This is a genomic window from Pseudomonas sp. H1_D05, from assembly GCF_054682705.1.
Genome location: NZ_CP162825.1, coordinates 3,264,687 through 3,291,075 on the forward strand (window position 1 = coordinate 3,264,687; position 26,389 = coordinate 3,291,075).

Genomic DNA, 26,389 nt, shown 5'->3' on the forward strand with positions numbered 1-26,389 from the left:
AGGTGGTGCGTTAAGTTTCGGAAATGCAAAGAATTCCTGTTTGGCGATCGCTTCTTTATAAGAAGCGGAAATCGACAAAACAGACGCGCACAAAAAAGGCCACTCTTTCGAGTAGCCTTTTTTGATGTTTGGTTGCGGGAGCCGGATTTGAACCGACGACCTTCGGGTTATGAGCCCGACGAGCTACCAGACTGCTCCATCCCGCGTCTGTGTGTCGGCATTCTACAGAGGAACGCAGGGGTGTCAACCCGCAATCTGGATAAAATCTGTTGAGGTTCAATCGGTTAGCGCTTTTTGTCGGGTGTTTTTCCTGCTGCAGGGCAGGTGGCGCAAGGCTTTCAGCTCTATTGGATGCCTCTCGTCGATTGATAAAATAAATTCAAAGGACATTTCCTACCGCCTAGAAAGAACATTCATACCACTGGTGCTATATACAGGTGTCAGTGAGATACTGCCGATCCGGCTCGCCACGTTTCCTTTTCTGACATGACTCAGCGAAAAATCATCCACATCGACTGTGATTGCTTCTACGCCGCTATCGAGATGCGCGATGACCCGCGTCTGGCCGGCAAGCCGTTGGCGGTGGGTGGCTCGGCGGACCGGCGCGGGGTGATCGCCACCTGCAATTACGAAGCGCGGGCCTATGGCGTGCGTTCGGCGATGGCTTCGGGACATGCTTTGAAGCTGTGCCCGGACCTGACCATCGTCAAGCCGCGCATGGACGCCTATCGCGAAGCGTCGAAAGAAATACACACGATCTTCAGCGACTACACCGACCTGATTGAACCGCTGTCGCTGGATGAGGCTTATCTGGATGTTTCCGATAGCGCGCATTTCGGCGGCAGTGCCACACGCATTGCCCAAGACATTCGCCGGCGGGTCTCCAATCAATTGCACATCACCGTGTCTGCGGGCGTGGCGCCGAACAAGTTTCTGGCAAAAATCGCCAGTGACTGGAAAAAGCCGAACGGCTTGTTCGTTATTACGCCGGATCAGGTGGAGGAGTTTGTCAGCGGTTTGCCGGTGAGCAAGTTGCACGGCGTCGGCAAGGTCACCGCCGACAAGCTCGGCAAGCTGGGGATCGTCGACTGCCAGCACTTGCGCGAGTGGGACAAGCTGGCGCTGGTGCGCGAGTTCGGCAGTTTTGGCGAGCGACTGTGGAGTCTGGCCCGTGGGATCGATGATCGGTTGGTGCATAACGACAGCCGGCGTCAGTCGATCAGTGTGGAAAATACCTACGACGTTGATCTGCCGGATCTGCGCAGTTGCCTGGATAAATTGCCCGAACTGCTCGAAACCCTGAAAACCCGTATGGCGCGGATCGACAGCAGTTATCGGCCGGGCAAGCCGTTCGTCAAAGTGAAGTTTCATGATTTCACCCAGACCACACTGGAGCAGGCCGGGGCGGGGCGGGATCTGGGCAGTTATCAGTTGATGCTGACGCAGGCGTTTAATCGCGGCGGTAAACCGGTGCGGTTGTTGGGGGTTGGGGTAAGGCTGGAGGATTTGCGCGGCGGGTTTGAGCAGATGGAATTGTTCGAGCGGTAATTGCGAGGGTGATGCTTAGAGTGTCTTCGCGAGCAAGCTCGCTCCCACATTGGATTTGTGAACGACACAGGTCCAATGTGGGAGCGAGCTTGCTCGCGAAGCCTTTAGTGCTTAATTCGGTCCCGGATCCGCCACCAATCGCCCGGCATCCTTGGTCAAAGACTTGAGAAACTCGGTCTGCAACTCAGGATCGTTGCGCGTCAATTCGATCAGGCTTTGTTCCAGCTCGCTGGCTTCTTCTTCCAGACCCAGTTCCGACAGACGTTTGACCCGGTGCACCCACTGGCTCACTTCGTCGTCTTCCAGGTCGTCATAAATCAGCCCGTGCGCTTCCAGCAACTTGCCGCGCAGATGACTGCTGATCATCAGCGATGAGTCAGAGTGCACGTCATCCTTGGCGTCTTCGACGCTGATCTGCAGTTTGCCGACATGATTGAGGTCATTTTCGGCAAACGGACTGTCGAGCAGGTTCAGGCGCAGCACACCGTTACGATCAGTGGTCATGTCGAAGGTCTGTTTGCCAGCCTTGACCTGCACCGGGCGTTCGCTCCACGGCAGGCTCGAATACTCCGTACGCTTGTCGCGCTGGACTTCATCGATGCCGGCCAGGTTCTGTTGCGCACGACCGTTGGACTGCGCGTTCATGAACGGGTTGAGCCCGGCAAAACCATAGCTCAGCCAGTCCTTGGTGACGCTGTCCGGCAAGTTGCCGAGGGCGAACACATTGACCACGTTGGCGCCGATGCCGCCCACCACCGCCACCGCGCCCAGCGGAATCTCATAGATCTCCCGCCAAGGCTGGTAAGGCGTGTAGCGATCGTAGCGACGCGTCACTTCGAACTCGGTGACTTCGAAGGTCTTCTGCTCGTTGATCTTTACGCGTCGCTGCGGCAACTCAAGCTCCTTAGGCTCACCGACATCGATCTGCAGGCTGTGGTCGAGCAATTTTCGCTCGACCCGCTCTTCGTGCTCGCTGCGTTGTGACATGTGATTGGCACAGCCGCTGACCAGCAGGGCACCGCACAGGGCGGTGCCACCGAGGCCTAAGGTGTTTCGCTTGAACATGACGTCTCTATCTGGTTTCAGCGGCGGATACGGGCCTGAAGGAAGGACACCACATCGGCGACCGGCAGCGCTTGCGCTTCCGGCTCGGTACGGCTCTTGTATTCCAGGTTGCCTTCGGCGAGGCCGCGGTCGCTGACCACGATCCGGTGTGGAATGCCGATCAGCTCCATGTCCGCGAATTTGATGCCCGGGCTGGTTTTCTTGTCGCGATCGTCCAGCAGCACTTCGAAGCCGGCCGCCGTCAGTTCGGCGTACAGCTTGTCGGTGGCTTCGCGCACCTGCTCGGTTTCATAGCGCAGCGGTACCAGAGCGATCTGGAACGGCGCCAGGGTGTCGCTCCAGATGATGCCGTTTTCGTCGTTGTTCTGCTCGATGGCCGCAGCCACCACGCGAGATACGCCGATGCCGTAGCAACCCATTTCCAGGGTGACTGGCTTACCGTTCTCGCCCAGCACTTCGCACTTCATCGCCTTGCTGTACTTGTTGCCCAGCTGGAAGATGTGCCCGACTTCGATGCCGCGCTTGATTTCCAGCGTGCCTTTGCCGTCCGGGCTTGGGTCACCGGCGACCACGTTACGCAGGTCAGCGACGGTCGGAACCGGCAGGTCACGCTCCCAGTTCACGCCGAAGTAGTGCTTGTCGTCGATGTTCGCGCCGATACCGAAGTCGCTCATCAGCTCGACCGAACGGTCGATGATGATTGGCAGCGGCAGGTTGAGCGGGCCGAGCGAACCGGCGCCGGCGCCAATGGCGTCACGCAGTTCGGCATCGGTGGCCATGACCAGCGGGCTGGCCACGCCAGGTTGCTGGGCAGCCTTGATTTCGTTGAGTTCGTGGTCGCCGCGGATGACCAGCGCGATCAACTTGCCTTCTTCTTCGGCGCGCACGATCAGGGTCTTGATGGTCTTTTCAATCGGCAGATTGAATTTTTCCACCAGCGCCGCGATGGTTTTGGTGTCTGGCGTATCGACCAGGCGCAGCTCTTCGGTCGGAGCAGGGCGCGAAGTTTCGCGTGGCACCGCTTCGGCTTTTTCGATGTTCGCCGCGTAGTCGGAACCGTTGCTGAAGACGATGTCGTCTTCGCCGGACTCGGCCAGTACGTGGAATTCGTGCGAACCGGCGCCACCGATCGAACCGTTGTCGGCTTCAACCGGACGGAATTTCAGGCCCAAGCGGGTAAACACGTTGCAGTACGCTTGGTGCATGCGGTCATAGGTGACCTGCAGCGATGCCTGATCAGCGTGGAACGAGTAAGCATCTTTCATGATGAATTCACGGCCACGCATCAAGCCGAAGCGTGGGCGGATTTCGTCACGGAATTTGGTCTGGATCTGGTACAGGTTGATCGGCAGCTGTTTGTAGCTGCTCAACTCGTTGCGCATCAGATCGGTGATCACTTCTTCATGGGTCGGGCCCGCGCAGAAGTCGCGACCGTGGCGGTCTTTGATGCGCAGCAGCTCAGGGCCGTACTCTTCCCAGCGCCCCGATTCCTGCCACAGCTCGGCCGGTTGGGTGCTCGGCATCAACACTTCCAGAGAACCTGCAGCGTTCATCTCTTCGCGAACGATGGCTTCAACCTTGCGCATTACCCGCAGGCCCATGGGCAGCCAGGTGTACAGGCCGGAGGCGAGCTTGCGGATCATGCCGGCGCGCAGCATCAGCTGGTGGCTGATCACGACCGCGTCGGAAGGCGTTTCTTTCTGTGTGGCGAGCAAAAATTGACTGGTGCGCATGGTTGGCCGTTGTCGGTTGCTATGACTGGAAATGACTCCGCAGTGTACCGGCGAGTTTTGCCGACGTACAGGCGTGAGGTCAGTAGGGAGGCACGACGGCGAGATTCCTCCCGCCGTTGCCGAAACGTCTTACGATTCTTCTGCGACCGGTGTCGGCACAGGCTCGGGCGTTGGCGTCGGGCCTTGGCGGCGGCTCTCCTGGAACCAGTGCAGGGCGATCAACAGCAGAGTCGGCACACCGAGCAGGGCGGTGATCAGGAAGAAACTGTGGTAACCGAACTTCTCCACCAGAACCCCGGAATAGCCGCCCATCAGGCGCGGCAACAGCAGCATGATCGAGCTGAGCAGCGCGTATTGCGTGGCCGAGAACTTCAGGTTGGTCAGGCTCGACAGGTAGGCAACGAACGCCGACGTCGCCAGGCCGGAACTGAAGTTGTCGAGGGATATGGTCACCACCAGCATCTGCAGGTTCGGGCCCATGTCGGCGAGCATGACGAACAGCAGGTTGGTGGCTGCCGAGGCCGCGCCGCCGATGAACAGGATCGGCAGAATGCCGAAGCGCACGATCAGCAGGCCGCCCATGCCGGCGCCGACCAGCGTCATGATCAGGCCGAAGATCTTGCTGACACTGGCAATCTGATCCTTGGTAAAACCCTGGTCGATGTAGAACACGTTGGCCATGACGCCCATCACCGTGTCCGACATTCGATAAGTGGCGATCAGGCCGAGCAACAGCAGTGCCTGCCAGCGATAGCGCAGAATGAAGTCGTTGACCGGCGTCAGCACCGGGGCGAGGCCGCGACGGCCCATGGTCGACAGGCACAGACCGGTCAGCAGCGTATACAGAATGGCGCGCAGAAACGCGCGGTCTTCAAGCAGCAGGTCGAGCGGGCTCATGCCGCCGAACAGTACGCTGGCGAAATCAGTGTTGTAGAGCTGGGTGAACATCGCCGGTACCGAGACCAGCAACACGATCAGCACAAACACCGACATCAGTTGGTGCATGAAGGTGTAACGCCCGGCCTGCAACTGAGTGCGTAGCGGCACCGGTGGCTCGCGCATGAACAGCGTGGTCAGCAGCGCGGGAATCATCAAGGCACCGAACAGCGCGTAGGTGCCGGCCCAGGCCGAATGCTGATAGTTGAAGCCAGTGGAGCCGAAGCCCTCAGCGAAGAACAGCGCGCCAGCGGTGGCCAGCAGTGCAGCCACGCGATACCCGGACATATAGCTGGCGGCGAGGGCGGCCTGGCGGTTGTCTTCGGCGATTTCCAGGCGATAGGCGTCGACCGCGATGTCTTGGGTGGCGGAGGCGAAGGCGACGACAACCGCAATGGCGATCAACCAGGACAGGTGCTTTTGCGGGTCGCAGAAACCCATGCCGATCAAGCCGAGGATGACCAGGGCTTGTGAGAGCACCAGCCACGAACGGCGACGGCCAAGTTTGCCCAGCAAAGGCAGGCGCCATTGGTCGAGCAGTGGTGACCAGACCCATTTGAACGCATAGGCCAGGCCGATCAGGCTGGCGTAGCCAATGGTTTCACGGGCGACACCGGCTTCACGCAGCCAGACGGATAGCGTAGAGAACACCAGCATGTACGGCAGGCCGGCGGCGAAACCGAGCAACAACAGCACGAGCGTCGAAGGACTGGCATAAGCGGCTAGCGCGGCGCGCCAGGTTTTACGGGGCATGGGCTGAAGTCTGCCTCAAGATTGCGGAAACAAAGCGCGCACTCTAACCGCTGTGCTCTACCGGACGCCAGCCATGGCGCTGAATATCCACACGATTGTTCAGGACGGTGATGCCTTCCATGCGCAATCGAGCCCGTTGTTCATCGCCGGACGGGGTGCCCACCGGCAGGCTGATCCGACCGCCGGCGCCCAGCACACGGTGCCAGGGCAGCTTTGTATCGCCGGGTAACTGACTCAAGGTGCGGCCGACCCAGCGGGCGGCGCGCCCCAGCCCGGCCAGTTCAGCTAACTGACCATAACTGACGACTTTGCCTTCGGGCACTTGGGCGAGCGTCGAGTAGAGCGCCGTGCGTCGGATTTGCGCATCGTTTTCAACGCTGTCGAGCGGGTCTTTCACGTGCGCGGTTCCTGAGCATGAACAGTTTGATGGCTTTCAGAGTAATCGGTGATCGCGCAATTGAGAAATGAACTCATCGGAAATAGTCCGGTCAGTCCTTGTCAGGGTCTTATTCCTACGGATAATGCCGACCTTTTTTCGCAAACTTGAGCCTTCGATTTGCTTATGTTGTCCAGATCCCTGCTGTGCCTTGCTGTTTTCAGTGCGTCCACGCCCCTGCTTGCCGACACCGTCTGGTTGAAGAACGGTGACAAGTTGAGCGGCACCATCACCGTGTTCGATGGCGGCAAGCTGTTGATCCAGACCAAATACGCCGGTGCGGTCACCATTGACTGGAAAGAGGTCAAGACGCTGGACAGTGATCAGCACTTGCTGGTCAAACAGGATGCCTACAGCGGTGAAGTGTCCAAGTCGCTGACGGCTGCCGAAGATGGCAAGGTCACCCTGGCCAACGGTGAGGCGCCGAAAACCGTTGAGCTGGCGAGCATTCAGCAGATTCTCAAACCGAAACCGGTGGTCGAGGATCTGGTGTGGAAGGGCAATGTCGACCTGGCGCTGGATTATCAACGCGCCGAGAAAGACACTGATGACTACGATGTCGGCTTCAAGACCACAGCACGGCATGGGCGCTGGCGTCATACCGCCGAGGGTGAATACAACCGCGAAGTGCAGGACGACGAGACCACCACCGACAACTGGCGCGCCGAATACGCACTCGACCGCTTCCTGACCGATAAATGGTTTTGGCAAGGCCGTCTGAACTACAAGCGCGATCACATCGAAGAGCTGGCACGCCAGCGTGTGGTCGGTACCGGTCCTGGCTACCAGTTCTGGGACGACGAGTTGGGCGCGTTCTCGCTGGGCTCGCTGCTTAACCGCACCGACTACGAGTATCGCGATGGTAGCAAAGACAACTTCTATTCCGTCGCGATGAAGTGGGATTACAACCGTTACCTGATCGGCAAGAAAGTCGAGTTCTTCACCAACGGTGAAGTGGGCAAGCCGCTGTCGGGTGTTGCCGATTACGCGCTGGATGCTGAATTGGGGCTGCGCTACAAGGTCACCGACTGGGCGTCGCTCAACCTCAAGGCTGAACGCGACATCATCAGCGGCACCAACGATGCCGATCTGAACAAGACCCGTTATACCGCCGGGTTTGGCGTGGCCTGGTAAGGCACCCACAAAAAATCGCAGCCCTGGCAGGCTGCGATTTTTTTTGCCTGTACAAAACAGGCGCCCACAAAAAAGCCCCGCTTTTAAGGGCGGGGCTCTTTTCTAAAGAGGCTACAAGTTAGATAACTTGTACTTCTTCAGCTTGCATGCCTTTCTGACCGCGGGTAGCGATGAAAGAAACCTGTTGGCCTTCTTTCAGGCTTTTGAAGCCGTCGGATTGGATAGCTTTGAAGTGAACGAACAGGTCGTCACCGGATTGTGGAGTGATGAAGCCGAAGCCTTTTTCATCGTTGAACCACTTAACGGTACCGGTTTGGCGATTAGACATGGTGTAACTCCTTGAACAAAGATAACTGCGACTCAGGAAGAACCCTGGCCGAGACTGAGTGCAAAGAGCAGGAAAAATTCTTGTAGATGGTTGGATCGAAATTCAACATATCGTGTAGAGATTCTCAGTGACACAAGCAACACAGTGACGCCACCTTAACCCAGTTTCCGAGAAGTGCCAATGCTTCTTGCGAAGGTTTCTCTGTTTTCGGGATCGGCGGTGTGACGGTTCGTCGCCAAAGCCCGTATTTCATGGGTGTTCGGCGAGAATTGCACCGCGCACTTTGAACCCGGCGGCGCGCCCGGTAAGATGCCGGACAGAATTTTTCCACCTCGCTATTCAGGACACCCCGCCATGAGCATCAAATCGGACAAGTGGATTCGCCGCATGGCGCAGGAACAGGGCATGATCGAGCCGTTCGTCGAGCGCCAGATGCGCGGCAGCGATGACAGCCGAGTGATCTCCTACGGTGTATCGAGCTACGGCTACGACGTGCGCTGCACCAATCACTTCAAGGTGTTCACCAACATCAACTCGTCCATCGTCGACCCGAAAAACTTCGATCCGGGCAGCTTCGTCGACGTCCACAGCGACGTTTGCATCATTCCGCCGAACTCCTTCGCCCTGGCCAGCACCGTCGAATATTTCCGCATTCCGCGCAATGTGCTGACCATCTGCCTGGGTAAAAGCACCTACGCGCGTTGCGGCATCATCGTTAACGTCACGCCGCTTGAGCCTGAGTGGGAAGGCCACGTGACCCTGGAATTCTCCAACACCACCAACCTGCCGGCGAAAATCTACGCCAACGAAGGCGTGGCACAGATGCTGTTCCTCGAATCCGACGAGGAATGTGAAGTGTCCTACAAGGATCGCGGTGGCAAGTACCAAGGCCAGCGTGGCGTGACCTTGCCGCGCACCTGATCGGTCCATCCGACAGATCGCGGGAATTCTTTGGCGGGCAGACACTCTATGGGGTGTACTGCCCGTTTTTGCTTTCGGCAAAACGGGCCTTCGCCGAGGAGTGCCCTATGAAGATCGATCCGCAAATCACTGCCGAACTGGCAAGGCTCGAGCCCAATCAGATTGGCGTATTGGCCTGGTCCTTGTTGGCGCATCCGCCACTGAGCATGGCCGGCGGAATTCCCGGACAGCCCAATCCCGATACTCCCAACGAGCAACCAAGCGAGCCTGGCGAACCGACGCTTCCGGACGAGCCGCCACCGGCACCGGTTGCCTGATCTGCATTGACAACCAATGGCCAGTCAGATGAGGTCTGCAAAGACTTCAACTGACTGGCCATATTTCGTTATCGCCGATGACGAAAATCCTGCAACTCTCTTCGCGCTCGACCGCATAGCCGCCGGTGAAGGCGCCGAATGCCGGTAGCAGGCTGAGGCGTTCGCCGAGCCTGAAACACGCCAGGCGCAAGCTTTGCCGACCCTTGCCGCGCAGCCGATAGACCGGGTGTACGTGACCCGCCAGCACGTGCCTTTCAGGGTGCGGATCAGGCTCGTGCTGCAAGGCGAATGGTCCGAGCAACAGCGGTTCCGGCACCACCCGGATATTCAGCGATTCAGGTGGATCACCGGCGCGTTTGTCATGATTGCCGCGAATCAGTGTCATCGGCAGATCAGCGTGGCGCGCGCGCCATTGTGCCAGCGCGTCCAGCGTGCCTGGCGCATGAGAGCCGGGCCCGTGGAGGAAGTCACCGAGAAAGATCAATAACCGGCAGGGCAGCTTCGCCAGCAGCCGATCAATCACTGCGATATTGCTCGCCGTGGTGCCGTGCGGAACCGGTTGACCCAGACTGCGGTAAGCCGCCGCTTTGCCGAAATGCACATCGGCAATCAGCAGGACCTGTTGCGCGGGCCAGTACAGGGCTTTTTCCGGCAAAAGCCATAGTTCTTCGCCGGCCAGGCGTACCGGGTAGCCTGAACTCATGAGGATTTATCCTTGTCGGCGCTGTTCTCCAGATCACCAACCATTCGCCTGATGCGATCAGCGAGTTTTTCCGAACTCATGCTTTCGCGCATGCGCTCCACCAGCAGCGGGAAGCCCAGTGGTGTAGGACGTTTAACCTGATGCACGTCCAGTTTCATCCCGTTGATCCGCTGCAATGTCTGTTCCAAGCGACGAATATCCAGTTCTTCTCGCAGGACTTCTTCCCCGGCCTGGGCCAGCAACAGATTATCTGCGTCGTATTGTTTGAACACTTCAAAAAACAGTCCGCTGGACGCCTGCACCTGTCGGGTGCTTTTCGGTGCGCCGGGGTAGCCGGCGAAGACCAGTCCGGCAATCCGCGCGATCTCGCGAAAACGGCGCAAGGCCAGTTCGCCTGCGTTCAGACTGGCCAGAACGTCCGCTAATAAATCATCGGCATTGAAGAGATCGGCATTCAAATACTCGGCCCAGTCGATCGGCGTGGCGCTGAGCAATTCCAGGCCGTAATCGTTCACCGCGATGGAAAACGTCACGGGCTGCCGTTGACTGACGCGCCATGCCAACAGGCTCGCCAGTCCCAGATGCACCTGGCGCCCGGCAAAGGGATAGAGGAAAAGGTGCCAGCCTTCGCGGGACTTCAGCACCTCGGCCAACAGGTTTTCGGTGGTGGGCAGTCCAGACCAGCGCATCTGCGTTTCCAGTAACGGCCGCAGTGCGTGCATTTCCGGCCCGACAAACTCACCCTGCGCGGCCGCGCTGAAACGACTGACGACAGCGGCGGCGAGCTCATTGGAAAGCGGCATGCGCCCGCCATTCCAGCGCGGCACGGCGGCTTTTTTTGCGGTGCTGCGTTTGACGTAAGCGGTCATGTTTTCCACTCGCACCAACTCCAGTAAACGCCCGGCGAAGAGAAAACCGTCACCCGGTTTAAGCCGTGCGATGAAACCTTCCTCGACACTGCCCAACTGTTTGCCACCGCCGCCCTTGCTCCAGAATTTCAGATGGATGCTCGCGTCACTGACGATGGTGCCGATGCTCATGCGATGGCGCCGCGCCAATCGCGCATCCGGCACCCGCCAGACGCCGTGCTCGTCTGGCTCGACCCGGCGGTAATCCGGATAGGCTGTCAGAGACATCCCGCCATGGCGTACGAAAGCCAGCGCCCAGGCCCAGTCAGCAGCTGTGAGGTCACGATAAGCCCAGGCGCCACGGACTTCTTCGTACAGCTCATCGGGTAAAAATCCACCGCCAAGGGCCATGCTGACCAAATGCTGGACCAGCACATCCAGCGGTTTGTGCGGTGACTGGCGTGGTTCGATACGCCGTTGTTCGACGGCATCACGGGCGGCAGCGGCTTCGATCAGCTCAAGGCTGTGAGTCGGCACCAGCGTTACTCGCGAGGTGCGTCCCGGCGCGTGGCCTGAACGACCGGCGCGTTGCATCAGGCGCGCGACGCCTTTGGCCGAGCCGATTTGCAGCACGCGCTCGACTGGCAGGAAATCCACGCCCAGATCCAGGCTCGAGGTGCAGACCACGGCTTTGAGGTGCCCGTCTTTCAAGGCCTGTTCGACCCAGTCGCGAGTCTCGCGAGACAGTGAACTGTGATGCAAAGCGATCAACCCGGCCCAATCGGGTCGCGCCTCCAGCAATGCCTGATACCAGATTTCCGATTGCGCTCGGGTATTGGTGAAAACCAAGCTGCTGGCGCAGGCCTCCAGTTCGGTGACCACTTGCGGCAGCATCTTCAGGCCGATGTGTCCGGCCCACGGAAAACGTTCAATCGCCGGTGGGAGGAGGGTGTCGACCTTCAGCGCTTTTTCGTTTTGCCCCTGAATGCTGATGCCGCCGCCCTGTGGGATCAGCACTTGTTCGGCGTGGGATTGATTACCGAGAGTGGCGGACACCCCCCAGACGATCAGTTCGGGTTGCCAATGCCGCAGGCGTGCGAGGGCCAGTTGCAGTTGCACGCCGCGCTTGTTACCGAGCAGTTCGTGCCATTCATCGACGACGATCATGCGCAGACTCGCCAGCGCCACCTGCGCATCGGCACGAGCGAGCAGTAAGGTCAGGCTTTCCGGGGTGGTGATCAGCGTGGTCGGCAGGCGCCGGCTCTGCCGGGCGCGTTCGCTGCTGCTGGTATCGCCGGTGCGCAGGCCGATGCTCCATGGGATCTGCAGGTCATCGACCGGTGTTTGCAGGGCGCGCGCAGTGTCGGCGGCGAGGGCGCGCATGGGCGTGATCCACAGCACGGTCAGTGGTTCGGCCGGTGGTTTGCGCTTGCGTGGGCTTTCAACAACAGCGGCGGGTTTGGCGAAGCGATTGAGCGCGGCAAACCACACCGCATAGGTTTTGCCGGCACCGGTGCTGGCGTGGAGCAGACCGGATTGGCCGTTTTTGACCGCCGCCCAGACCTGTTTCTGAAAGGCGAACGGCTTCCAGTTGCGGGCGCTGAACCAGATTTTTGCCAGATCGGAGGATTTCGCCATGCGGGCTGCGCGCGCTCTGGAGGGGTTCTTCCAGTGACCACGGGGCGGGCGGACAAGTTTGATTTTTGTAGGCTGCGGAGGTCCACTGTGGGAGCGAGCTTGCTCGCGAAGGCGGCGGAACATTCAAAATCAATGTGACTGACAGAATGCTTTCGCGAGCAAGCGCGCTCCCACAGGGTTTTGCACTAATGGCTATTTGAGGTTGCCGCTGAGGAATTGCTTCAGGCGTTCGCTTTTAGGGTTGCCGAGCACATCCTCGGGCGCGCCTTCTTCTTCCACCAGACCCTGATGCAGAAACAACACCTGGCTGGAAACTTTACGGGCGAAGCTCATCTCATGGGTCACCATGATCATGGTCCGGCCTTCCTCGGCCAGCCCTTGAATCACCTTCAACACTTCACCGACCAATTCCGGATCGAGCGCCGAGGTCGGTTCATCAAACAGCATTACCTCCGGCTCCATCGCCAGCGCCCGGGCAATCGCCACGCGCTGTTGCTGACCGCCTGAGAGAAACGCCGGGTATTGATCGGCCACTCGTGCCGGCAGGCCAACCTTGTCCAGATAACGCCGCGCACGGTCGTCGGCTTCCTGTTTGCTGCAACCCAGCACTCGGCGCGGGGCCATGGTGATGTTTTCCAGCACGGTCATGTGGCTCCACAGGTTGAAGTGCTGGAACACCATCGCCAGCCGCGTGCGCAGGCGCTGCAGTTCATCGGCGTCGGCGACGTGCATGCCGTGGCGGTCGGTGACCATGCGGATCGCCCGGCCATCGAGGCTCATGGCGCCATCGTTGGGTTGTTCGAGAAAGTTGATGCAGCGCAAAAAGGTGCTTTTGCCCGAGCCGCTGGCGCCGATCAGGCTGATCACGTCGCCGGTCTTGGCCTTGAGCGAAACGCCTTTGAGCACCTGATGGTCGCCATAGCTTTTGTGCAGGCCTTCAACGGTCAGTTTGTACATGGGACAGACATCCTCAAGGCGAAAGTAGGTAGCCGCTGCGATAGGCTTCAGCGCCCGCGACGTGGGCGATAACCATGCCGGCAGTGGCCATGCGTCGCAGCGAGCGGGCGTACATCACGCCGGCGCTGGTGCAATGAACGGGGGTGACCCGATCGTGGATCGGGTCGATGATTTCGGCGATCTGTTGCCCGGCTTCGAGGTATTGACCCGCCGTGGCGGTGTAAACCAGCAGCCCGCCGACCGGGGTGGTCACCGGTTCCACACCGGCCAGCGGCGTAGCGGGGAACGGCAACGGTGGTTGCGATTTGGTCTCGCCGACAATCGCATCGGACTGGATCAGATAATCGATCAGCGCCTGGCAGTCGCGGCTGGCCAGCGGATGGGTGACGTCGCCCTGGCCGCGCAACTCGACGGTGACTGAAAAACTGCCCAGCGGAATCTCGAAGTGTTCGCCGAAGCGCTCCTTCAGTTGCCACCACAGCAGGGTGAAGCATTCGTCGAATGACTGACCGCCGGAGTCGGTGGCCAGCAAGCTCGCCTGAGCTTCGATGTAGCGCGCCAGCGGTTCGACCTGCGGCCATGCTTCGGGCGTGGTGTAGAGGTGCACCACCGATTCGAAATCACAGTGCAAGTCGAGCACCATGTCCGCGTCGCAGGCCAACCGTTGCAGGGTCAGACGCTGGGATTGCAGTTGCGTGCTGGCGGTCTGGCGGGCGAGCGCGTCACGCAGATGCGTGCGGATCAGTTCGAGGTTGTGTTGCGGATCGTCGTTCAGCTTGCCTTCGATGGCGTTGCCGATCTCTTCGCTGAGGTCGACGAACCAGCGGTTGAAGTTCTGCCCGCTCTCCAGTTCGTAGCGGCCCAACGGCACGTCCATCAGCACTTGTTCGAGGCCGACCGGGTTGGCCACCGGCACCAGCACGATTTGGCTGCGCAGGCGCCCGGCGGCTTCCAGCTCCGCCAGACGCTGTTTGAGGTGCCAGGCGACGAGCATGCCGGGCAATTCATCGGCGTGCAGCGAGGACTGAATGTAGACCTTGCCTTTGGCCTGCTCCGGGCCGAAGTGGAAGCTGTGGATCTGTCGTGCGGTCCCCGGCAGCGGGGCCAGCAAGTCATGAATCAGGTGGCGCATTTTTTATCTCTTTATTCCTGAACTGGGCCTAGTGAGTCGGCCCGAGGAAGGCCAGCCATCGGCGTTCGGCAAGACGGAACAGGCCGACCAGCGCAAAGGTGATGGTCAGGTAGATCAACGCGGCGATGCCGAACGACTGAAAGGTCAGGAAGGTCGCCGAGTTGGCGTCCCGCGCAACTTTCAGGATGTCGGGGATGGTCGCGGTGAAGGCCACGGTGGTCGAGTGCAGCATCAGGATCACTTCGTTGCTGTAATACGGCAACGAACGGCGCAGCGCCGACGGCATGATCACGTAGGCATACAGTTTCCAGCCGGTCAGCCCGTAAGCCTTGGCCGCCTCGACTTCGCCGTGGTTCATGCTGCGAATCGCCCCGGCGAAAATCTCCGTGGTGTAGGCGCAAGTGTTCAGGGCAAAGGCGAGGATCGTGCAGTTCATCGCATCGCGAAAGAAACTGTCGAGCAGCGGCTGCGCACGCACGGCGGCCAGGCTGTAGATCCCGGTGTAGCAGATCAGCAGCTGGATATACAGCGGCGTGCCACGGAACAGGTAGGTGTAGAACTGCACCGGCCAGCGGATGTAGAAGTGGCTCGAGACGCGCGCGATCGACAGTGGAATCGACACCAGGAAACCGATGAAGATCGAGGCGCTGAGCAGCCACAGCGTCATCGCCAGCCCGGTAATGTTCTGGCCGTCGGTATAGAGGAAGGCGCGCCAGTATTCCTGCAGAAGTTCGATCATCGTACGGCCTCCCGGGCACCGGCGGCGTAGCGGCGTTCGAGCCAGCGCAGGATGAAGTTCGAGGCACTGGTGATCAGCAGATAGATCAACGCGGCGAGGACCAGGAAGTAGAACAGTTGATAAGTGCTTTTACCGGCGTCCTGCGCCGCTTTGACCAGGTCGGCGAGGCCGATGATCGACACCAGCGCGGTGGCCTTGAGCATCACCATCCAGTTGTTGCCGATGCCCGGCAGGGCGAAACGCATCATTTGCGGGAACACCACGAAGCGAAAGCGCTGGCCGCGTTTGAGGCCATACGCGGTGGCGGCTTCAACCTGACCGCGCGGCACGGCGAGGATCGCACCACGGAAGGTTTCGGTGAAATACGCGCCATAAATGAAGCCCAGCGTCAGCACCCCGGCGCTGAACGGGTTGATCTCGATGTATTCCCATTCCATGTAGTCAGTCAGGGACGTCAGCCAGGTTTGCAGGCTGTAGAAAATCAGCAGCATCAGCACCAGATCCGGCACCCCGCGAATCAGCGTGGTGTAGAGCTGGGCGGGCAGGCGCACCAGTTTAATTTTTGACAGTTTGGCGCTGGCGCCGAGCAGACCGAGCAACACGGCCACCAGTAGCGACAACGCCGACAATTTGATGGTCATCCAGGTGCCTTCCAACAGCAAAGGGCCGAAGCCCTTGAGGCTGAAGGCGGAGAGCCCCAGATTTTGTAAGAGGTTTTCGAACATAAATCAGCAACCTGAGCGGATGGAAAAGGCGCCCATCGAGGATGGGCGCCGGGGCATTATTTGCCGCTGTACAGATTCAGATCGCCAAAGTGTTTCTTTTGAATCTCGGCGTATTTGCCGTCATCGTGTAACGCTTTGATACCTTTATCTAAAAGCGCCTTCAGCTCAGTGTTACCTTTCTTAATACCGACAGCGGTTTTGGCTGGCAGCAATTCGTTGTCGACTGGCTTGCTGACGTCATAGTCGGCACCCTGTGGCGACTTCAAGAAGCCCAGTTCGGCTTGCAGCATGTCCTGAATACCGGCGTCGAGACGGCCGGAGGTCAGGTCGGAGTACACCTGATCCTGATTCTGATAGGCCTGGGTTTTCACGCCGGCCTTGTCCAGCACGGCTTTGGCGTAGGCTTCCTGAATGGTGCCTTGCTCGTAGCCGACGGTTTTACCCTTCAGCGAAGCAACGTCGGCGGTGATGCCGGAGCCTTTTTTCGACACGTAAGCGGTCGGGCCGGAGAACAGTTCGCTGGAGAAGTCGATGACTTTTTCGCGAGCCGGGGTCACGGTCATCGACGAGATCACACCGTCGAATTTGTTGGCCTTGAGGCCCGGAATCATGCCGTCGAAGTCACTTTCGACCCACTTGCACTTGACCTTGAGTTCGGCGCAGATCGCGTTGCCCAGGTCGATGTCGAAGCCCACCAGGCTGCCGTCGGCCGCTTTCGACTCGAACGGTGCGTACGAAGGGTCAACGCCAAAGCGCAGCTCTTTGTATTCCTTGGCCAGCGCGGAGCCAGCGGCCATGCACAACGCCAGTGCAGAAAGGGTCAGCAATGCTTTTTTCATTATTCAATCCCTAAGAACCAATATGAGCGCTTGTGGCGCAGAATTATTGTTACTGGAACGCGTACGACCTATAGAAAGTAGCAATTTCCGAACCAGAGTCCCGAACAAGTGTTTTAAAAGGTTGGGCGGGGAGGGATGAGGGCGATTGAATGCCCGGAAATGGGCATTGCCCAAAGCGTGCACCGATTTGTGGCCGCGTCATGTGTTGTCCCGGGAAAAGGGGTCAGGCCAACAGATCCTGCAAAGTGGCCAAGCTATCCGCTTCATCCACGGTCTTGTCCTGCCGCCAGCGCAGCATCCGCGGAAAACGCACCGCGATCCCGCTCTTGTGTCGGCGTGACAGGGCAATACCTTCAAAGCCAAGTTCAAAAACCAGACTCGGCTTCACACTGCTCACCGGGCCGAACTTCTCCACCGTGGTCTTGCGCACGATGCTGTCGACCTGACGCATTTCCTCATCGGTCAGCCCCGAATACGCCTTGGCGAACGGCACCAGCGCGCGCTGACTCGAATCGGGCGGGCCGTCCCACACCGCAAAGGTGTAATCGCTATACAGACTGGCCCGCCGGCCATGCCCGCGCTGCGCGTAAATCAGTACCGCATCGACGCTGAACGGGTCGACTTTCCACTTCCACCATACGCCCATGTCTTTGGTGCGCCCGACGCCATATAACGCGTCGCGCGCCTTGAGCATCATGCCCTCGACACCCAGTCGCCGCGAGGACTCGCGTTGGCGGGCGAGGTCCAACCAATCAGTGCCGGTCAGCACCGGTGAGGCCAGCAGCACCGGGCTGTTGCAGCGCGCAATCACCGCTTCCAGTTGCGCCCGACGTTTCGCTTGCGGCTGGTTGCGCCAGTCTTCGCCTTGCCATTCGAGCAGGTCGTAGGCGAGCACCACCACCGGCACGTCTTCGAGGATTTTCTTGTCGAGGGTCTTGCGGCCGATGCGTTGTTGCAGCAGGGCGAAGGACTGCACGGCTGGCGGTTCGGTCGATTGCGGATCAAAGGCGTCTTCGGTGCTCGGATGCGTGCTTTTCCACACGACGATTTCGCCGTCGATCACCGTGCCATCGGGCAAACCGTGTACCAGGACCTCCAGTTCGGGAAAACGCTCGGTCACCAGTTCCTCGCCCCGCGACCAGATCCAGAGTCGGCCCTCTCGCTTGACCACTTGGGCGCGGATGCCATCCCATTTCCATTCAATCTGCCAATCGCTGGCCGGGCCGATCAGCGCTTCAAATTCTTCCACCGGTTGCGACAACGCGTGGGCCAGGAAGAACGGGTACGGCTGACCACCCCGCTGGGCATGTTCATCGCTGGATTCAGGGGCAATCAGCTTCAGGTAACTGGCGGCGCTCGGCCGGTTGGACAGATCGGTGTAACCGACCAGACGCTGCGCCACACGCTTGCTGTCCAGCCCGGCCATCGAGGCCAGGGCTCGGGTGACCAGCAATTTCGAAACGCCGACACGGAAACTGCCGGTGATCAATTTGATGCACAGCATCAGGCTTGATCGATCCAGTTGCGCCCACAGGGCCGGCAGTTGCCGGTTCAGATATTCCGGTGACTCACCGCGCAGTGGCAGCAGTTTGTCTTCGATCCACTCGGCGAAGCCGGCGTCGGAGCTGTGCGGGTTTTCTGCGAGTACCAGCGAAATGGTTTCCGCGAGGTCGCCGACCGCTTGATAGCTTTCCTCGAACAACCACGGTTCCAGGCCGGAGATCTCGACGGCGAGTTCGCGCAGAATTCTCACCGGCACCAGTTGCCGGGGCCGGCCACCGGAGAGAAAGTACACCGCCCACGCGGCGTCGTGCGGTTCGGCCTGGGCGAAGTAGGCTTGCATCGCCGCCAGTTTGGCGTTGCTCGAGGTGGTCGCGTCGAGTTCGGCGTACAGTTCGGCGAATGCTTTCATGCGGGCATCTCTGCGATGGTCGGTTCGGTGGCGAGGTGTTCTTCTTCGTCATCGCCGTATTCGGTGTTGAAACCCTGGGCATCCAGACCCTGTTCGCGCAGATGCCGCACCAGCACGCCGATCGAGCCGTGGGTGACCATCACCCGTTCCGCGCCGGTCTGCTCGATGGCCCAGAGCAGGCCGGGCCAGTCGGCGTGATCGGAGAGCACGAAACCACGATCGACACCGCGCCGCCGGCGGGTGCCGCGCAAACGCATCCAGCCACTGGCAAACGCGTCGCTGAACTCGCCAAATCGGCGCATCCAGCTGCTGCCTCCGGCCGAGGGCGGGGCGATGACCAGGGCCTGGCGCATGATCGGGTCGTTTTTTTTCACCTCTCCGGCGTAGATCGTCGGCGGCAAATACACGCCGGCCTCGCGGTAGACCCGATTCAGCGGCTCGACCGCACCGTGGCTGAGGATCGGACCGAGGCTTTCGTCGATGCCGTGGAGAATTCGCTGAGCCTTGCCGAACGAGTAACAGAACAACACGCTGGCCTTGCCGGCCGCGATGTTCGCTGCCCACCACTGATTGATCTCGCTGAACACCTGCGCTTGGGGCTGCCAGCGATAAATCGGCAGGCCGAAGGTCGATTCGGTGATGAAGGTGTGGCAGCGCACCGGTTCGAACGGGGCGCAGGTGCCGTCCGGTTCGATCTTGTAGTCGCCGGACGCGACCCAGACTTCGCCACCGTATTCCAGGCGCACTTGTGCAGAACCGAGCACGTGGCCGGCGGGGTGAAAACTCAGGGTGACACCGTGGTGCGTCAGGCGCTGGCCGTAGGCGAGGGTTTGCAGGTTGATGTCCTGCCCCAGACGCGCGCGTAAAATCCCTTCGCTGGCGCTGCTGGCGAGGTAGTGCTGATTGCCGGTACGGGCGTGATCGCCGTGGGCATGGGTAATCACCGAGCGCTCGACGGGGCGCCACGGGTCTATGTAGAAATCTCCGGCAGGGCAGTACAAACCCTCGGGGCGGGCGATAACAAGGTCCATGTCCTTACCAGAATGGGGGGCTTGTTAGCTATGAGGCTGACGCTGGGCTGGAAGTTCTATCGACTTTGAAGAGCAACCCTCACCCCAGCCCTCTCCCTGAGAGAGAGGGAGCCGACCGAGGTGTCTGGGAGAGCTACGCCGACGTGAAATACCGAGTCGAACACAGATTCTGGACCAGATCAAAAGCCCCTCACCCCAGCCCTCTCCCTGAGGGAGAGGGGGCCGACCGCGGTGTCTGGGAGAGCTACGCCGACGTGAAATACCGAGTCGAACACAGATTCTGGACCAGATCAAAAGCCCCTCACCCCAGCCCTCTCCCGGAGGGAGAGGGGGCCGACTGAGGTGTCTGGCCAGCTACATCGACCTGAAAGACCGAGTCGATTACGGATTCGGCAAGGCACGAACTGAGTTGATTCTGGATTCGGCAGTGCACGTTCAGGTCTGCGTATGACTCAAGCATCCCCCAATCAGTCCCCTCTCCCTCCGGGAGAGGGTTAGGGTGAGGGGCTTTTGATGTACAGCTATTTGCCGGGAGTAAGCGTCAGACGGGTCTTGCCGTAGACCCGGTCAAAGTTCTGCGGCTGCATCGGCAAGCCGATGTACTGCCCCTTCAGCCACGCATCGATGCCATTGAGGTAGTTCGGACTCACCGGATTACCCGACTGCCCCGTACCGTTCTGCCCCATCAGCGGTTCAGCCTGGCCGAAGTCGACGATGAAACGCATCGATGGCGCACGCGTCGTGGTGAAATCCTGACCCCAGGCGAACGCCGACGTGTTCAACGTGGTGTGATCGCCACCGGCCGCCAGTGGTCCGCGCACAGTCTGTCCATTGCTGTTCTTCCAGGCATAACTGTGCAGCTTGCCCCATTGCCAGGCGCGGTGATCGCCGCCCAACTGACTCTCGCCAGCGCTGATCGCCGCCGCGAAGCTACGGGCAAGAATCAGCGCTTTGTCTTCTTTCTGCGGCGTACGAATGTCATCCCAGAACGGACTGTCCTCACGTCCCAACAGATGGTCAGCCTGCGCCGCGTAAGACAGATCACCATTGGCGATAAACGCCTTCCACGCAGGACTCGATTCCGGACCGAGCTCATCGAGGAAGATCTGCTTCATGCTTTCTTGCAGGAACAGTTCGTAGATCGCCGCATCCGCCGAGGTCGGGCTGAGCTTGCCGTCGAACGCCATCAACCGCGTGAACGCTTCGCGCGCCTTGCTGCGATCCGCTTCCGGCAGGGCATCGATCGCCTGTTTCAGCGGCTGCTTCATGCCCGGTGCTTCGAAGACTTTCTTCAACTTGGCGGCGAAGGTGGTGGTCTGGTCGTACTGCATGGCGATCACGCTGCGGCTGTCGTGCTTGCTGCTGCCGGCCAGTTCCGCCAGACGTTCGCCGCGCTCCGGCGCTGCCCGGGAGTTCGACAGTTGCATGCCGTAGCCGTGAGGAATCACACGCTGGTTGGCGGTGCCGAGCCAGCCTTGCGCGGGATCCTGATCGTACGGATGCAGCATCGGGTCGGCGTAACCGTCCCAGTCGTAGCGACCTTCCCAGCCCGGCGACGGCAGCAAGCCTTCGCCTTCGCGGCGGTTGGGGAAACGCCCGGTGACCTGCCAACCGATGTTGCTCGCATCGGCGAACACCAGATTCAGGGCGATGGCGCGGATCTCGCGGCTCGCGTCGGAAGCGCGTTCAACGGTTTGCGCGCGGGTCAGATCAAAAAACGCATCCAGCGACTTGTCGTCGGTGAAGCTCGGGGTCTGCAAGGCCAGGCCGAAACCGCTGCCTTGCGCGGCCGCCTGAGCACTGTTGAGCAATGCGCCGTGGCGGGTTTCGTACACCGCTTCGCGAATCGGCCGTTGGCCTTTGACGAGGTAGGTTTCGTTGCGCACGCCCAGCGGCTGCCATTTGCCGTTGACCTCGTAGGTCAGGCTGCTGCCCTGACGGCGAATTTTTTCCAGAAACAGATCCTGGTTGTCGCCGAGCACGCTGGTCATGCTCCACGCGACTTTGCCGTTGAAACCGCCGAGGACCATCGGCAGACCGGCAACGGTGACGCCGGCGGCCTGATATTTCGGTGCGCGGATCTGCACGAAACTCCACAGCGAAGGCGCGGCCAGCGGCCCATGGGCGTCACTGGCCAGCAGGCTCTTGCCGCTGCGGCTGCGTTGCGGGGCGATCGCCCAGTTGTTCGAAGACGGGGTGCCGAGCAGGTTCAGCGCCGACAGTTGCTGGCTGGCGTTGCTCAGTTCGGTCAGGCCGGGAATTTGTCCGTTGAGCTTGAGCCCTTGCAGCTTGTCGGCCTCGGCCAGTGGCAGGTTTTCGTCAGGCGCGGACGGCGTCAGCCAGGCGAGTTTGTCGGTGGTGACGGTTTGCGCCAGCACCAGCGAGGAAATCTCTTCCGGCAGATTGGCTGACTGGCTGAAATTCAGCAGGGCGAAAATCAGCGCCGAGTCTTCCGGCTTCCAATACTCAGGCTTGTAGCCGCTGGAGGCGAGGTCGCCCGGCAGCTTGTCGGCGTAGCGGAACAGGTAGGCGTTGACCCCTCGTGCATAGACTTCGAAGAAGCGCTTGAGGCGTGGCGACGAAGCCTTGTACAGCTCGCCAGCGCTTTTCTTCAGATTGACCGCGCGCATGTAGCGGTCGGCGTCGAGCATTGACGCGCCGGACATTTCCGCCAGACGGCCCTGCGCCAACAGGCGCAAGGTCACCATCTGGTTGATGCGATCGCTGGCGTGGACGTAACCGAGGCTGAACAGTGCGTCGTGGAAGGTGTTGCTCTCGATCAGCGGCATGCCCATGGCATTGCGACGTACCGACACGTTCTGCGCCAGACCCTTGAGCGGTTGCACGCCGGAGGTCGGCGGGAGGGTGTCCTGAGCATTCCAGGTCTGGCAACCGGACAGGCCCAAAACACCGGCCACTGCTGCGGCAACGCCGAACCGGGGAAGAAAATGTGTGAGGGCTGGCGAGGCCATGGCAAAGCTCCTGCGGGGGGTAGCGTCAGTAAAGGCGCTACGTTAGTGAGCAGGAGGTGGCCGCGCAAGCGGGGGCGGGGGTTATTTGCGTATTTCTGTCGAATGGAAAAGATCGCAGCCTGCGGCAGCTCCTGCATAAGCATGCATTCCCCTGTAGGAGATGCCGAAGGCTGCGATCTTTTGCCGTTCAATCAAGCCTTCGGTGGATTGATTTTTTGCACCAACGCGTAGGCCTTCACCGTCGCCGGGCGATCCTTGATGCGGTTGAACCAGCGCTGCACATGCGGGAAGTCTTCAAGGTTCTGGCTTTGCCATTTGTGCGAGACGATCCACGGATAGATCGCCATGTCGGCAATGCTGTATTCGCTGCCGGCGACGAATTCGTTATCAGCCAGTTGCTGGTTCAATACGCCATACAACCGCGCGGTCTCGTCGATGTAGCGCTTGATCGCGTAGGGGATTTTCTCCGGGGCGAACTGGCTGAAGTGGTGATTCTGCCCGGCCATCGGCCCCAGTCCGCCCATTTGCCAGAACAGCCATTGCAGCGCCGTTTGCCGACCGCGCAGGTCTTGGGGCAGAAATTTCCCGGTCTTCTCCGCCAGATACAAAAGAATCGCCCCGGATTCGAACAGCGACAACGGTTCGCCGCCATCGGCCGGTTCATGATCGACGATGGCCGGGATGCGGTTGTTCGGGGCGATTTTCAGAAAGTGTGGCTGAAACTGCTCACCCTGACCGATGTTGATCGGGTGCACGTTGTACGGCAGGCCGGCTTCTTCGAGGAACAGAGAGATCTTGTGGCCGTTGGGGGTGGTCCAGTAATACAGGTCGATCATGGAGAACTCCAAAGCAGAAATGGACTTGCGTGCGGACAGCAAACGCCGGCGTCAGGTCGTCCCGTGTGCGTTCGATAGCTTGCTTAGTAGGAAGAGGTGATGCTGAACTGCGCAGAATTCAATGACTCTGCATGAGAAAAATCGCCATGGAGCTTAAGGCCAACGCTGCACTGATCATCATCGACCAGCAAAAAGGCATCCTGCAGCCGCGTTTGGGGCGAAGAAATAATCCTCAGGCTGAGCAGCGAATCCTTGATCTGCTGGGGCTGTGGCGGCGTAGCACAAGGCCGGTGATTCATGTGCAGCATCTGTCGCGTGAACCGGATTCGGTGTTTTGGCCGGAGCAGGAAGGCGTGGAGTTTCAGGAGAGGTTTTTGCCGCAGGACGGCGAATGGCTGATTCAGAAACAGGTGCCGGATGCGTTTTGTGCCACCGGGTTAGAGGCGCGGTTGCGCGAGGCGGGGATCGGGCAATTGGTTATTGTCGGCGTGGCCACTAACAACTCCGTGGAATCGACGGCGCGCACGGCGGGGAATCTGGGGTTTGATGCGTGGGTGGCGGAGGATGCCTGTTTCACCTTCGACAAGGCCGATTATTTCGGCACATTGCGTACGGCGGACGAGGTGCACGGAATGTCGCTGGGGAATTTGCAGGGGGAGTATGCGACGGTAGTCAGTTCTGCACAGATTCTGGTGGCCGGCTGAAAAACTTCACCGTATGTGCCGGCCCCTTCGCGAGCAAGCTCGCTCCCACAGGGGAACGCATTGCAACTGAAGAAACCCGTTCAGGCGACGACGATGTTGGATGTGCCGGCCTCATCGCGAGCAGGCTCACTCCTACAGGGATTGCATTCCAACTGGAGGAACTCGATTGACTGTGGGAGCGAGCTTGCTCGCGAAGGCGGCAGGTCAGGCGAAGAGGGTCTTCGCCCCGGGCATCACGCCCCGTGGCACTTCTTGAATTTCTTGCCGTTGCCGCATGGGCACGGGTCGTTGCGGCCGACGTCTTTCAGGGCGTTGCGCACCGGTTCCTGGTGGGCGTGGCCGCAGTTCGGGCCGTGAACGTGGCCGTGGTCATGTTCGTGATGATGGTCATGATCGTGGTTGCAGTCAGGGCCATGGACATGAGGTTGCTGGGTCATCGGTGTTGCTCCGGAATTAAATCGGCGGGGATTATCACGCCATTGCGCTCAAGGTGCACGTAGTGAGCGATGAATAAACCGGTTTCCATCTCACCCTGCAAGCGATAGGGAATCTGTTGATTCGAGCTTTTCAGCATTTTCACCACATCTTTTACCCGGGGCCACAGGTTGGTGCGGATCGGCACTTTGAAGTAGGCACTGCGTTTTGGTCCGACCGTAAACCAGTGTTCATGCTCACCCTCGGCCAGCAGTATGTCGGCCAGATGAATGCGGTATTCGAGGCAGCGCACGGTCAGGTCGCTATCGTTGGGGTTATCGACGCGAAAGTGCAGGATGAATTTCTGTTCAAGCAATTTGGCGCGCACCACTTCGACTTTCACCAGATGCACGGCGGGGTCGACGCTGTCATCGCTGAACCACGACGCGCAACCGCCGAGGTTCAGGATCAGCATCAAAAACAGAAAATGTAGTGTGCGCCAGCGACCGAGCATGGTTTTCTCCCTTTGCTGGCAGTCTAGCCGCTAAAAGATCGCAGCCTGCGGCAGCGCCTACAGGCGAAGCGCAAATCCTGTGCAGGAGCTGCCGCAGGCTGCGATCTTTTGATCTTAAGCGCCGAAATATCCCGCACAGCACTTCTTGAACTTCTGCCCACTGGCGCACGGGCAACTGTCATTGCGCCCCAGCTTCAATTGCACCGTCGGATCAATGAAGTACCAGTGCCCGGCGTTCTGCACGAACGACGAACGCTCGCGATGGCTATGCTCGCCCTGACCGTCATGCCAGCGCGCGGTGAAGGTGACGAAAGCGTGTTCCGGCTGGCCACCGAAGACTTCCGAGCTCTCGACTTCAAGGCCGAGCCAGGTGCTCTGCGCACTCCAGTCGGTGATCGATTGGCGATTGAGGCCCGCTTGCTGGGCGGGCAGGGTGGTCGCCACCAGATAGTCGATCAGCCCCAGCACATAGGCGCTGTAGCGCGAACGCATCAGCGCTTCGGCGCACGGTGCCGGATGGCCGTCGTGATAATGGCCGCAGCAGGCCTCCAACAGATTGCCGCTGCCGCACGGGCAAATGGCTGTACTCATTGCATTACCACCAGTATTTCCCGAAGTTTTCCGGATTGGCCCAGAACCGTGAGTTGAGCCAGTCGGGGACTTGTTTGTATTCAAGCAGATCATAGGTGAACAGGGTCAGCACTTGATCGTCGCGTTGAAAACATTCACTGGCTTGCAGCGCCAGTGAATAGAAGTCGGTTTCCTGCCAGCCGCTGGCCGCCAGATCCGCCAGCACGGCGATGCGGCTGGCGTTGAGATTGCGAATCCCGCCCAACAAGTTCAGGCCATCGCGTTTGGGCAAATGTTCCAGGCAATCGACCACCAGCGCCAGATCGAAACGCTGTGCTGCCAGTTCGGCGGGCAATGCGCCCGGCGCCGCATGGGCGACGACGGTGTCTGGATGTGCCTCTTTAAAGGCGCTCAGGGCTGGAAATTCGCTGGCGCCGATCAGCAACAGCCGCGCCGGGGCGTAGCGATCCAGCAAAGCGGCTAACGCCTGTTGCGGCGTGCGGGAAGAAATGGCGACGTTCATCGAAGCTCCTCAATCAGACCGCCAAGACTAGCCTGCCTGACGGTGGCGGCAAAGCGCCCTGTTCCGCCCGTTTCGGGTAAATGTGCCGAAGTCCTGTGAACAGGCTCGCAAACAGCGGTGGCCTATTGCTGGCGGAGATTAAAACTCCGGTCTTTACTCCC

At 59.9% G+C, this 26,389-nt stretch carries 25 protein-coding genes and 1 tRNA gene; 5 read left to right on the plus strand and 21 right to left on the minus strand.

Annotated elements, in window-relative coordinates; translation table 11 throughout:
* Positions 1-129 precede the first annotated feature (129 nt).
* Positions 130-206 (minus strand) — tRNA-Met (locus tag AB4O11_RS14670).
* 280 nt (positions 207-486) lie between these two features.
* On the opposite strand from AB4O11_RS14670, the gene dinB reads away from it, so the two are divergent.
* Positions 487-1,548: a DNA polymerase IV gene (dinB, locus tag AB4O11_RS14675; protein ID WP_095049107.1), complete on the plus strand. Its 1,062-nt coding sequence runs from the start codon at positions 487-489 to the stop codon at positions 1,546-1,548.
* Between the two features lie 111 nt (positions 1,549-1,659).
* On the opposite strand, the gene AB4O11_RS14680 is transcribed toward dinB, so the two are convergent.
* From AB4O11_RS14680 to AB4O11_RS14695, 4 genes are all read right to left on the minus strand, one after another.
* Positions 1,660-2,613, minus strand: coding sequence for a hypothetical protein (locus tag AB4O11_RS14680; RefSeq protein ID WP_093436376.1), 954 nt, complete (start codon positions 2,611-2,613; stop codon positions 1,660-1,662).
* A 17-nt stretch (positions 2,614-2,630) separates the two neighbouring features.
* Positions 2,631-4,346 carry a proline--tRNA ligase gene (locus tag AB4O11_RS14685; RefSeq protein WP_186623644.1) on the minus strand — a complete coding sequence of 572 codons (1,716 nt, stop codon included), beginning with the start codon at positions 4,344-4,346 and terminating at the stop codon, positions 2,631-2,633.
* A 129-nt stretch (positions 4,347-4,475) separates the two neighbouring features.
* On the minus strand, positions 4,476-6,035 hold the full coding sequence (locus tag AB4O11_RS14690; RefSeq protein ID WP_093436370.1) for an AmpG family muropeptide MFS transporter: 1,560 nt from the start codon (positions 6,033-6,035) through the stop codon (positions 4,476-4,478).
* Positions 6,036-6,078: 43 nt separating this feature from the next.
* Positions 6,079-6,432, minus strand: coding sequence for an MGMT family protein (locus AB4O11_RS14695; protein WP_116254533.1), 354 nt, complete (start codon positions 6,430-6,432; stop codon positions 6,079-6,081).
* Positions 6,433-6,597: 165 nt separating this feature from the next.
* On the opposite strand from AB4O11_RS14695, the gene AB4O11_RS14700 reads away from it, so the two are divergent.
* A complete protein-coding gene (locus AB4O11_RS14700) occupies positions 6,598-7,605 on the plus strand; it encodes a DUF481 domain-containing protein (protein ID WP_093436364.1) in 1,008 nt (335 codons plus the stop codon).
* A gap of 118 nt (positions 7,606-7,723) precedes the next feature.
* Here AB4O11_RS14700 and AB4O11_RS14705 read toward each other — a convergent pair whose 3' ends face one another.
* A complete protein-coding gene (locus tag AB4O11_RS14705; RefSeq protein WP_002554837.1) occupies positions 7,724-7,933 on the minus strand; it encodes a cold-shock protein in 210 nt (69 codons plus the stop codon).
* A 354-nt stretch (positions 7,934-8,287) separates the two neighbouring features.
* On the opposite strand from AB4O11_RS14705, the gene dcd reads away from it, so the two are divergent.
* Both dcd and AB4O11_RS14715 read left to right on the plus strand, forming a co-directional pair.
* A complete protein-coding gene (gene dcd, locus AB4O11_RS14710; RefSeq protein WP_093436360.1) occupies positions 8,288-8,854 on the plus strand; it encodes a dCTP deaminase in 567 nt (188 codons plus the stop codon).
* Positions 8,855-8,961: 107 nt separating this feature from the next.
* Positions 8,962-9,171 (plus strand): hypothetical protein, encoded by a 210-nt coding sequence (locus AB4O11_RS14715; RefSeq protein WP_093436355.1) that lies wholly within the window; start codon positions 8,962-8,964, stop codon positions 9,169-9,171.
* 46 nt (positions 9,172-9,217) lie between these two features.
* Here the strand turns inward: AB4O11_RS14715 and pdeM are convergent, their stop codons facing one another.
* The 11 genes from pdeM to AB4O11_RS14770 form a co-directional block, all read right to left on the minus strand.
* Positions 9,218-9,874, minus strand: a complete 657-nt coding sequence (pdeM, locus tag AB4O11_RS14720; protein WP_093436351.1) for a ligase-associated DNA damage response endonuclease PdeM — start codon at positions 9,872-9,874, stop codon at positions 9,218-9,220.
* Positions 9,871-12,360, minus strand: coding sequence for a ligase-associated DNA damage response DEXH box helicase (locus AB4O11_RS14725; RefSeq protein ID WP_460127290.1), 2,490 nt, complete (start codon positions 12,358-12,360; stop codon positions 9,871-9,873). Before AB4O11_RS14725 ends, pdeM begins: the two co-directional genes overlap by 4 nt.
* A 192-nt stretch (positions 12,361-12,552) precedes the next feature.
* Positions 12,553-13,317: an ABC transporter ATP-binding protein gene (locus tag AB4O11_RS14730; RefSeq protein ID WP_460127292.1), complete on the minus strand. Its 765-nt coding sequence runs from the start codon at positions 13,315-13,317 to the stop codon at positions 12,553-12,555.
* A gap of 13 nt (positions 13,318-13,330) precedes the next feature.
* The gene (locus AB4O11_RS14735; RefSeq protein ID WP_099758172.1) at positions 13,331-14,449 is read right to left on the minus strand and encodes a succinylglutamate desuccinylase/aspartoacylase family protein; all 1,119 of its coding nucleotides are present in this window, start codon (positions 14,447-14,449) and stop codon (positions 13,331-13,333) included.
* 28 nt (positions 14,450-14,477) lie between these two features.
* Positions 14,478-15,188 carry an ABC transporter permease gene (locus AB4O11_RS14740; RefSeq protein ID WP_093436336.1) on the minus strand — a complete coding sequence of 237 codons (711 nt, stop codon included), beginning with the start codon at positions 15,186-15,188 and terminating at the stop codon, positions 14,478-14,480.
* Positions 15,185-15,913, minus strand: coding sequence for an ABC transporter permease (locus AB4O11_RS14745; protein ID WP_093436331.1), 729 nt, complete (start codon positions 15,911-15,913; stop codon positions 15,185-15,187). The genes AB4O11_RS14740 and AB4O11_RS14745 overlap by 4 nt, the downstream gene beginning before the upstream one ends.
* A gap of 56 nt (positions 15,914-15,969) precedes the next feature.
* On the minus strand, positions 15,970-16,752 hold the full coding sequence (locus AB4O11_RS14750; RefSeq protein WP_008083900.1) for a transporter substrate-binding domain-containing protein: 783 nt from the start codon (positions 16,750-16,752) through the stop codon (positions 15,970-15,972).
* Between the two features lie 223 nt (positions 16,753-16,975).
* Positions 16,976-18,664: an ATP-dependent DNA ligase gene (locus tag AB4O11_RS14755; protein WP_460127294.1), complete on the minus strand. Its 1,689-nt coding sequence runs from the start codon at positions 18,662-18,664 to the stop codon at positions 16,976-16,978.
* Positions 18,661-19,695 (minus strand): ligase-associated DNA damage response exonuclease, encoded by a 1,035-nt coding sequence (locus tag AB4O11_RS14760; protein ID WP_460127296.1) that lies wholly within the window; start codon positions 19,693-19,695, stop codon positions 18,661-18,663. The genes AB4O11_RS14755 and AB4O11_RS14760 overlap by 4 nt, the downstream gene beginning before the upstream one ends.
* A 521-nt stretch (positions 19,696-20,216) precedes the next feature.
* On the minus strand, positions 20,217-22,667 hold the full coding sequence (locus AB4O11_RS14765; protein WP_460127298.1) for a penicillin acylase family protein: 2,451 nt from the start codon (positions 22,665-22,667) through the stop codon (positions 20,217-20,219).
* A gap of 191 nt (positions 22,668-22,858) precedes the next feature.
* Complete coding sequence (locus tag AB4O11_RS14770) at positions 22,859-23,503, minus strand: glutathione binding-like protein (protein WP_460127300.1); 645 nt, start codon at positions 23,501-23,503, stop codon at positions 22,859-22,861.
* Positions 23,504-23,649: 146 nt separating this feature from the next.
* Here AB4O11_RS14770 and AB4O11_RS14775 point away from each other — a divergent pair, with 146 nt between their 5' ends.
* Positions 23,650-24,207: a cysteine hydrolase family protein gene (locus AB4O11_RS14775; RefSeq protein WP_460131094.1), complete on the plus strand. Its 558-nt coding sequence runs from the start codon at positions 23,650-23,652 to the stop codon at positions 24,205-24,207.
* Positions 24,208-24,440: 233 nt separating this feature from the next.
* On the opposite strand, the gene AB4O11_RS14780 is transcribed toward AB4O11_RS14775, so the two are convergent.
* From AB4O11_RS14780 to AB4O11_RS14795, 4 genes are all read right to left on the minus strand, one after another.
* A complete protein-coding gene (locus AB4O11_RS14780; RefSeq protein ID WP_034154967.1) occupies positions 24,441-24,644 on the minus strand; it encodes an SEC-C metal-binding domain-containing protein in 204 nt (67 codons plus the stop codon).
* Positions 24,641-25,135, minus strand: a complete 495-nt coding sequence (locus tag AB4O11_RS14785) for an LEA/WHy family protein (protein WP_460127302.1) — start codon at positions 25,133-25,135, stop codon at positions 24,641-24,643. Before AB4O11_RS14785 ends, AB4O11_RS14780 begins: the two co-directional genes overlap by 4 nt.
* A gap of 114 nt (positions 25,136-25,249) precedes the next feature.
* Positions 25,250-25,726 (minus strand): YchJ family protein, encoded by a 477-nt coding sequence (locus AB4O11_RS14790; RefSeq protein WP_095049121.1) that lies wholly within the window; start codon positions 25,724-25,726, stop codon positions 25,250-25,252.
* 4 nt (positions 25,727-25,730) lie between these two features.
* Positions 25,731-26,228, minus strand: a complete 498-nt coding sequence (locus AB4O11_RS14795) for a DUF6231 family protein (RefSeq protein WP_099758176.1) — start codon at positions 26,226-26,228, stop codon at positions 25,731-25,733.
* Positions 26,229-26,389: the final 161 nt, after the last annotated feature.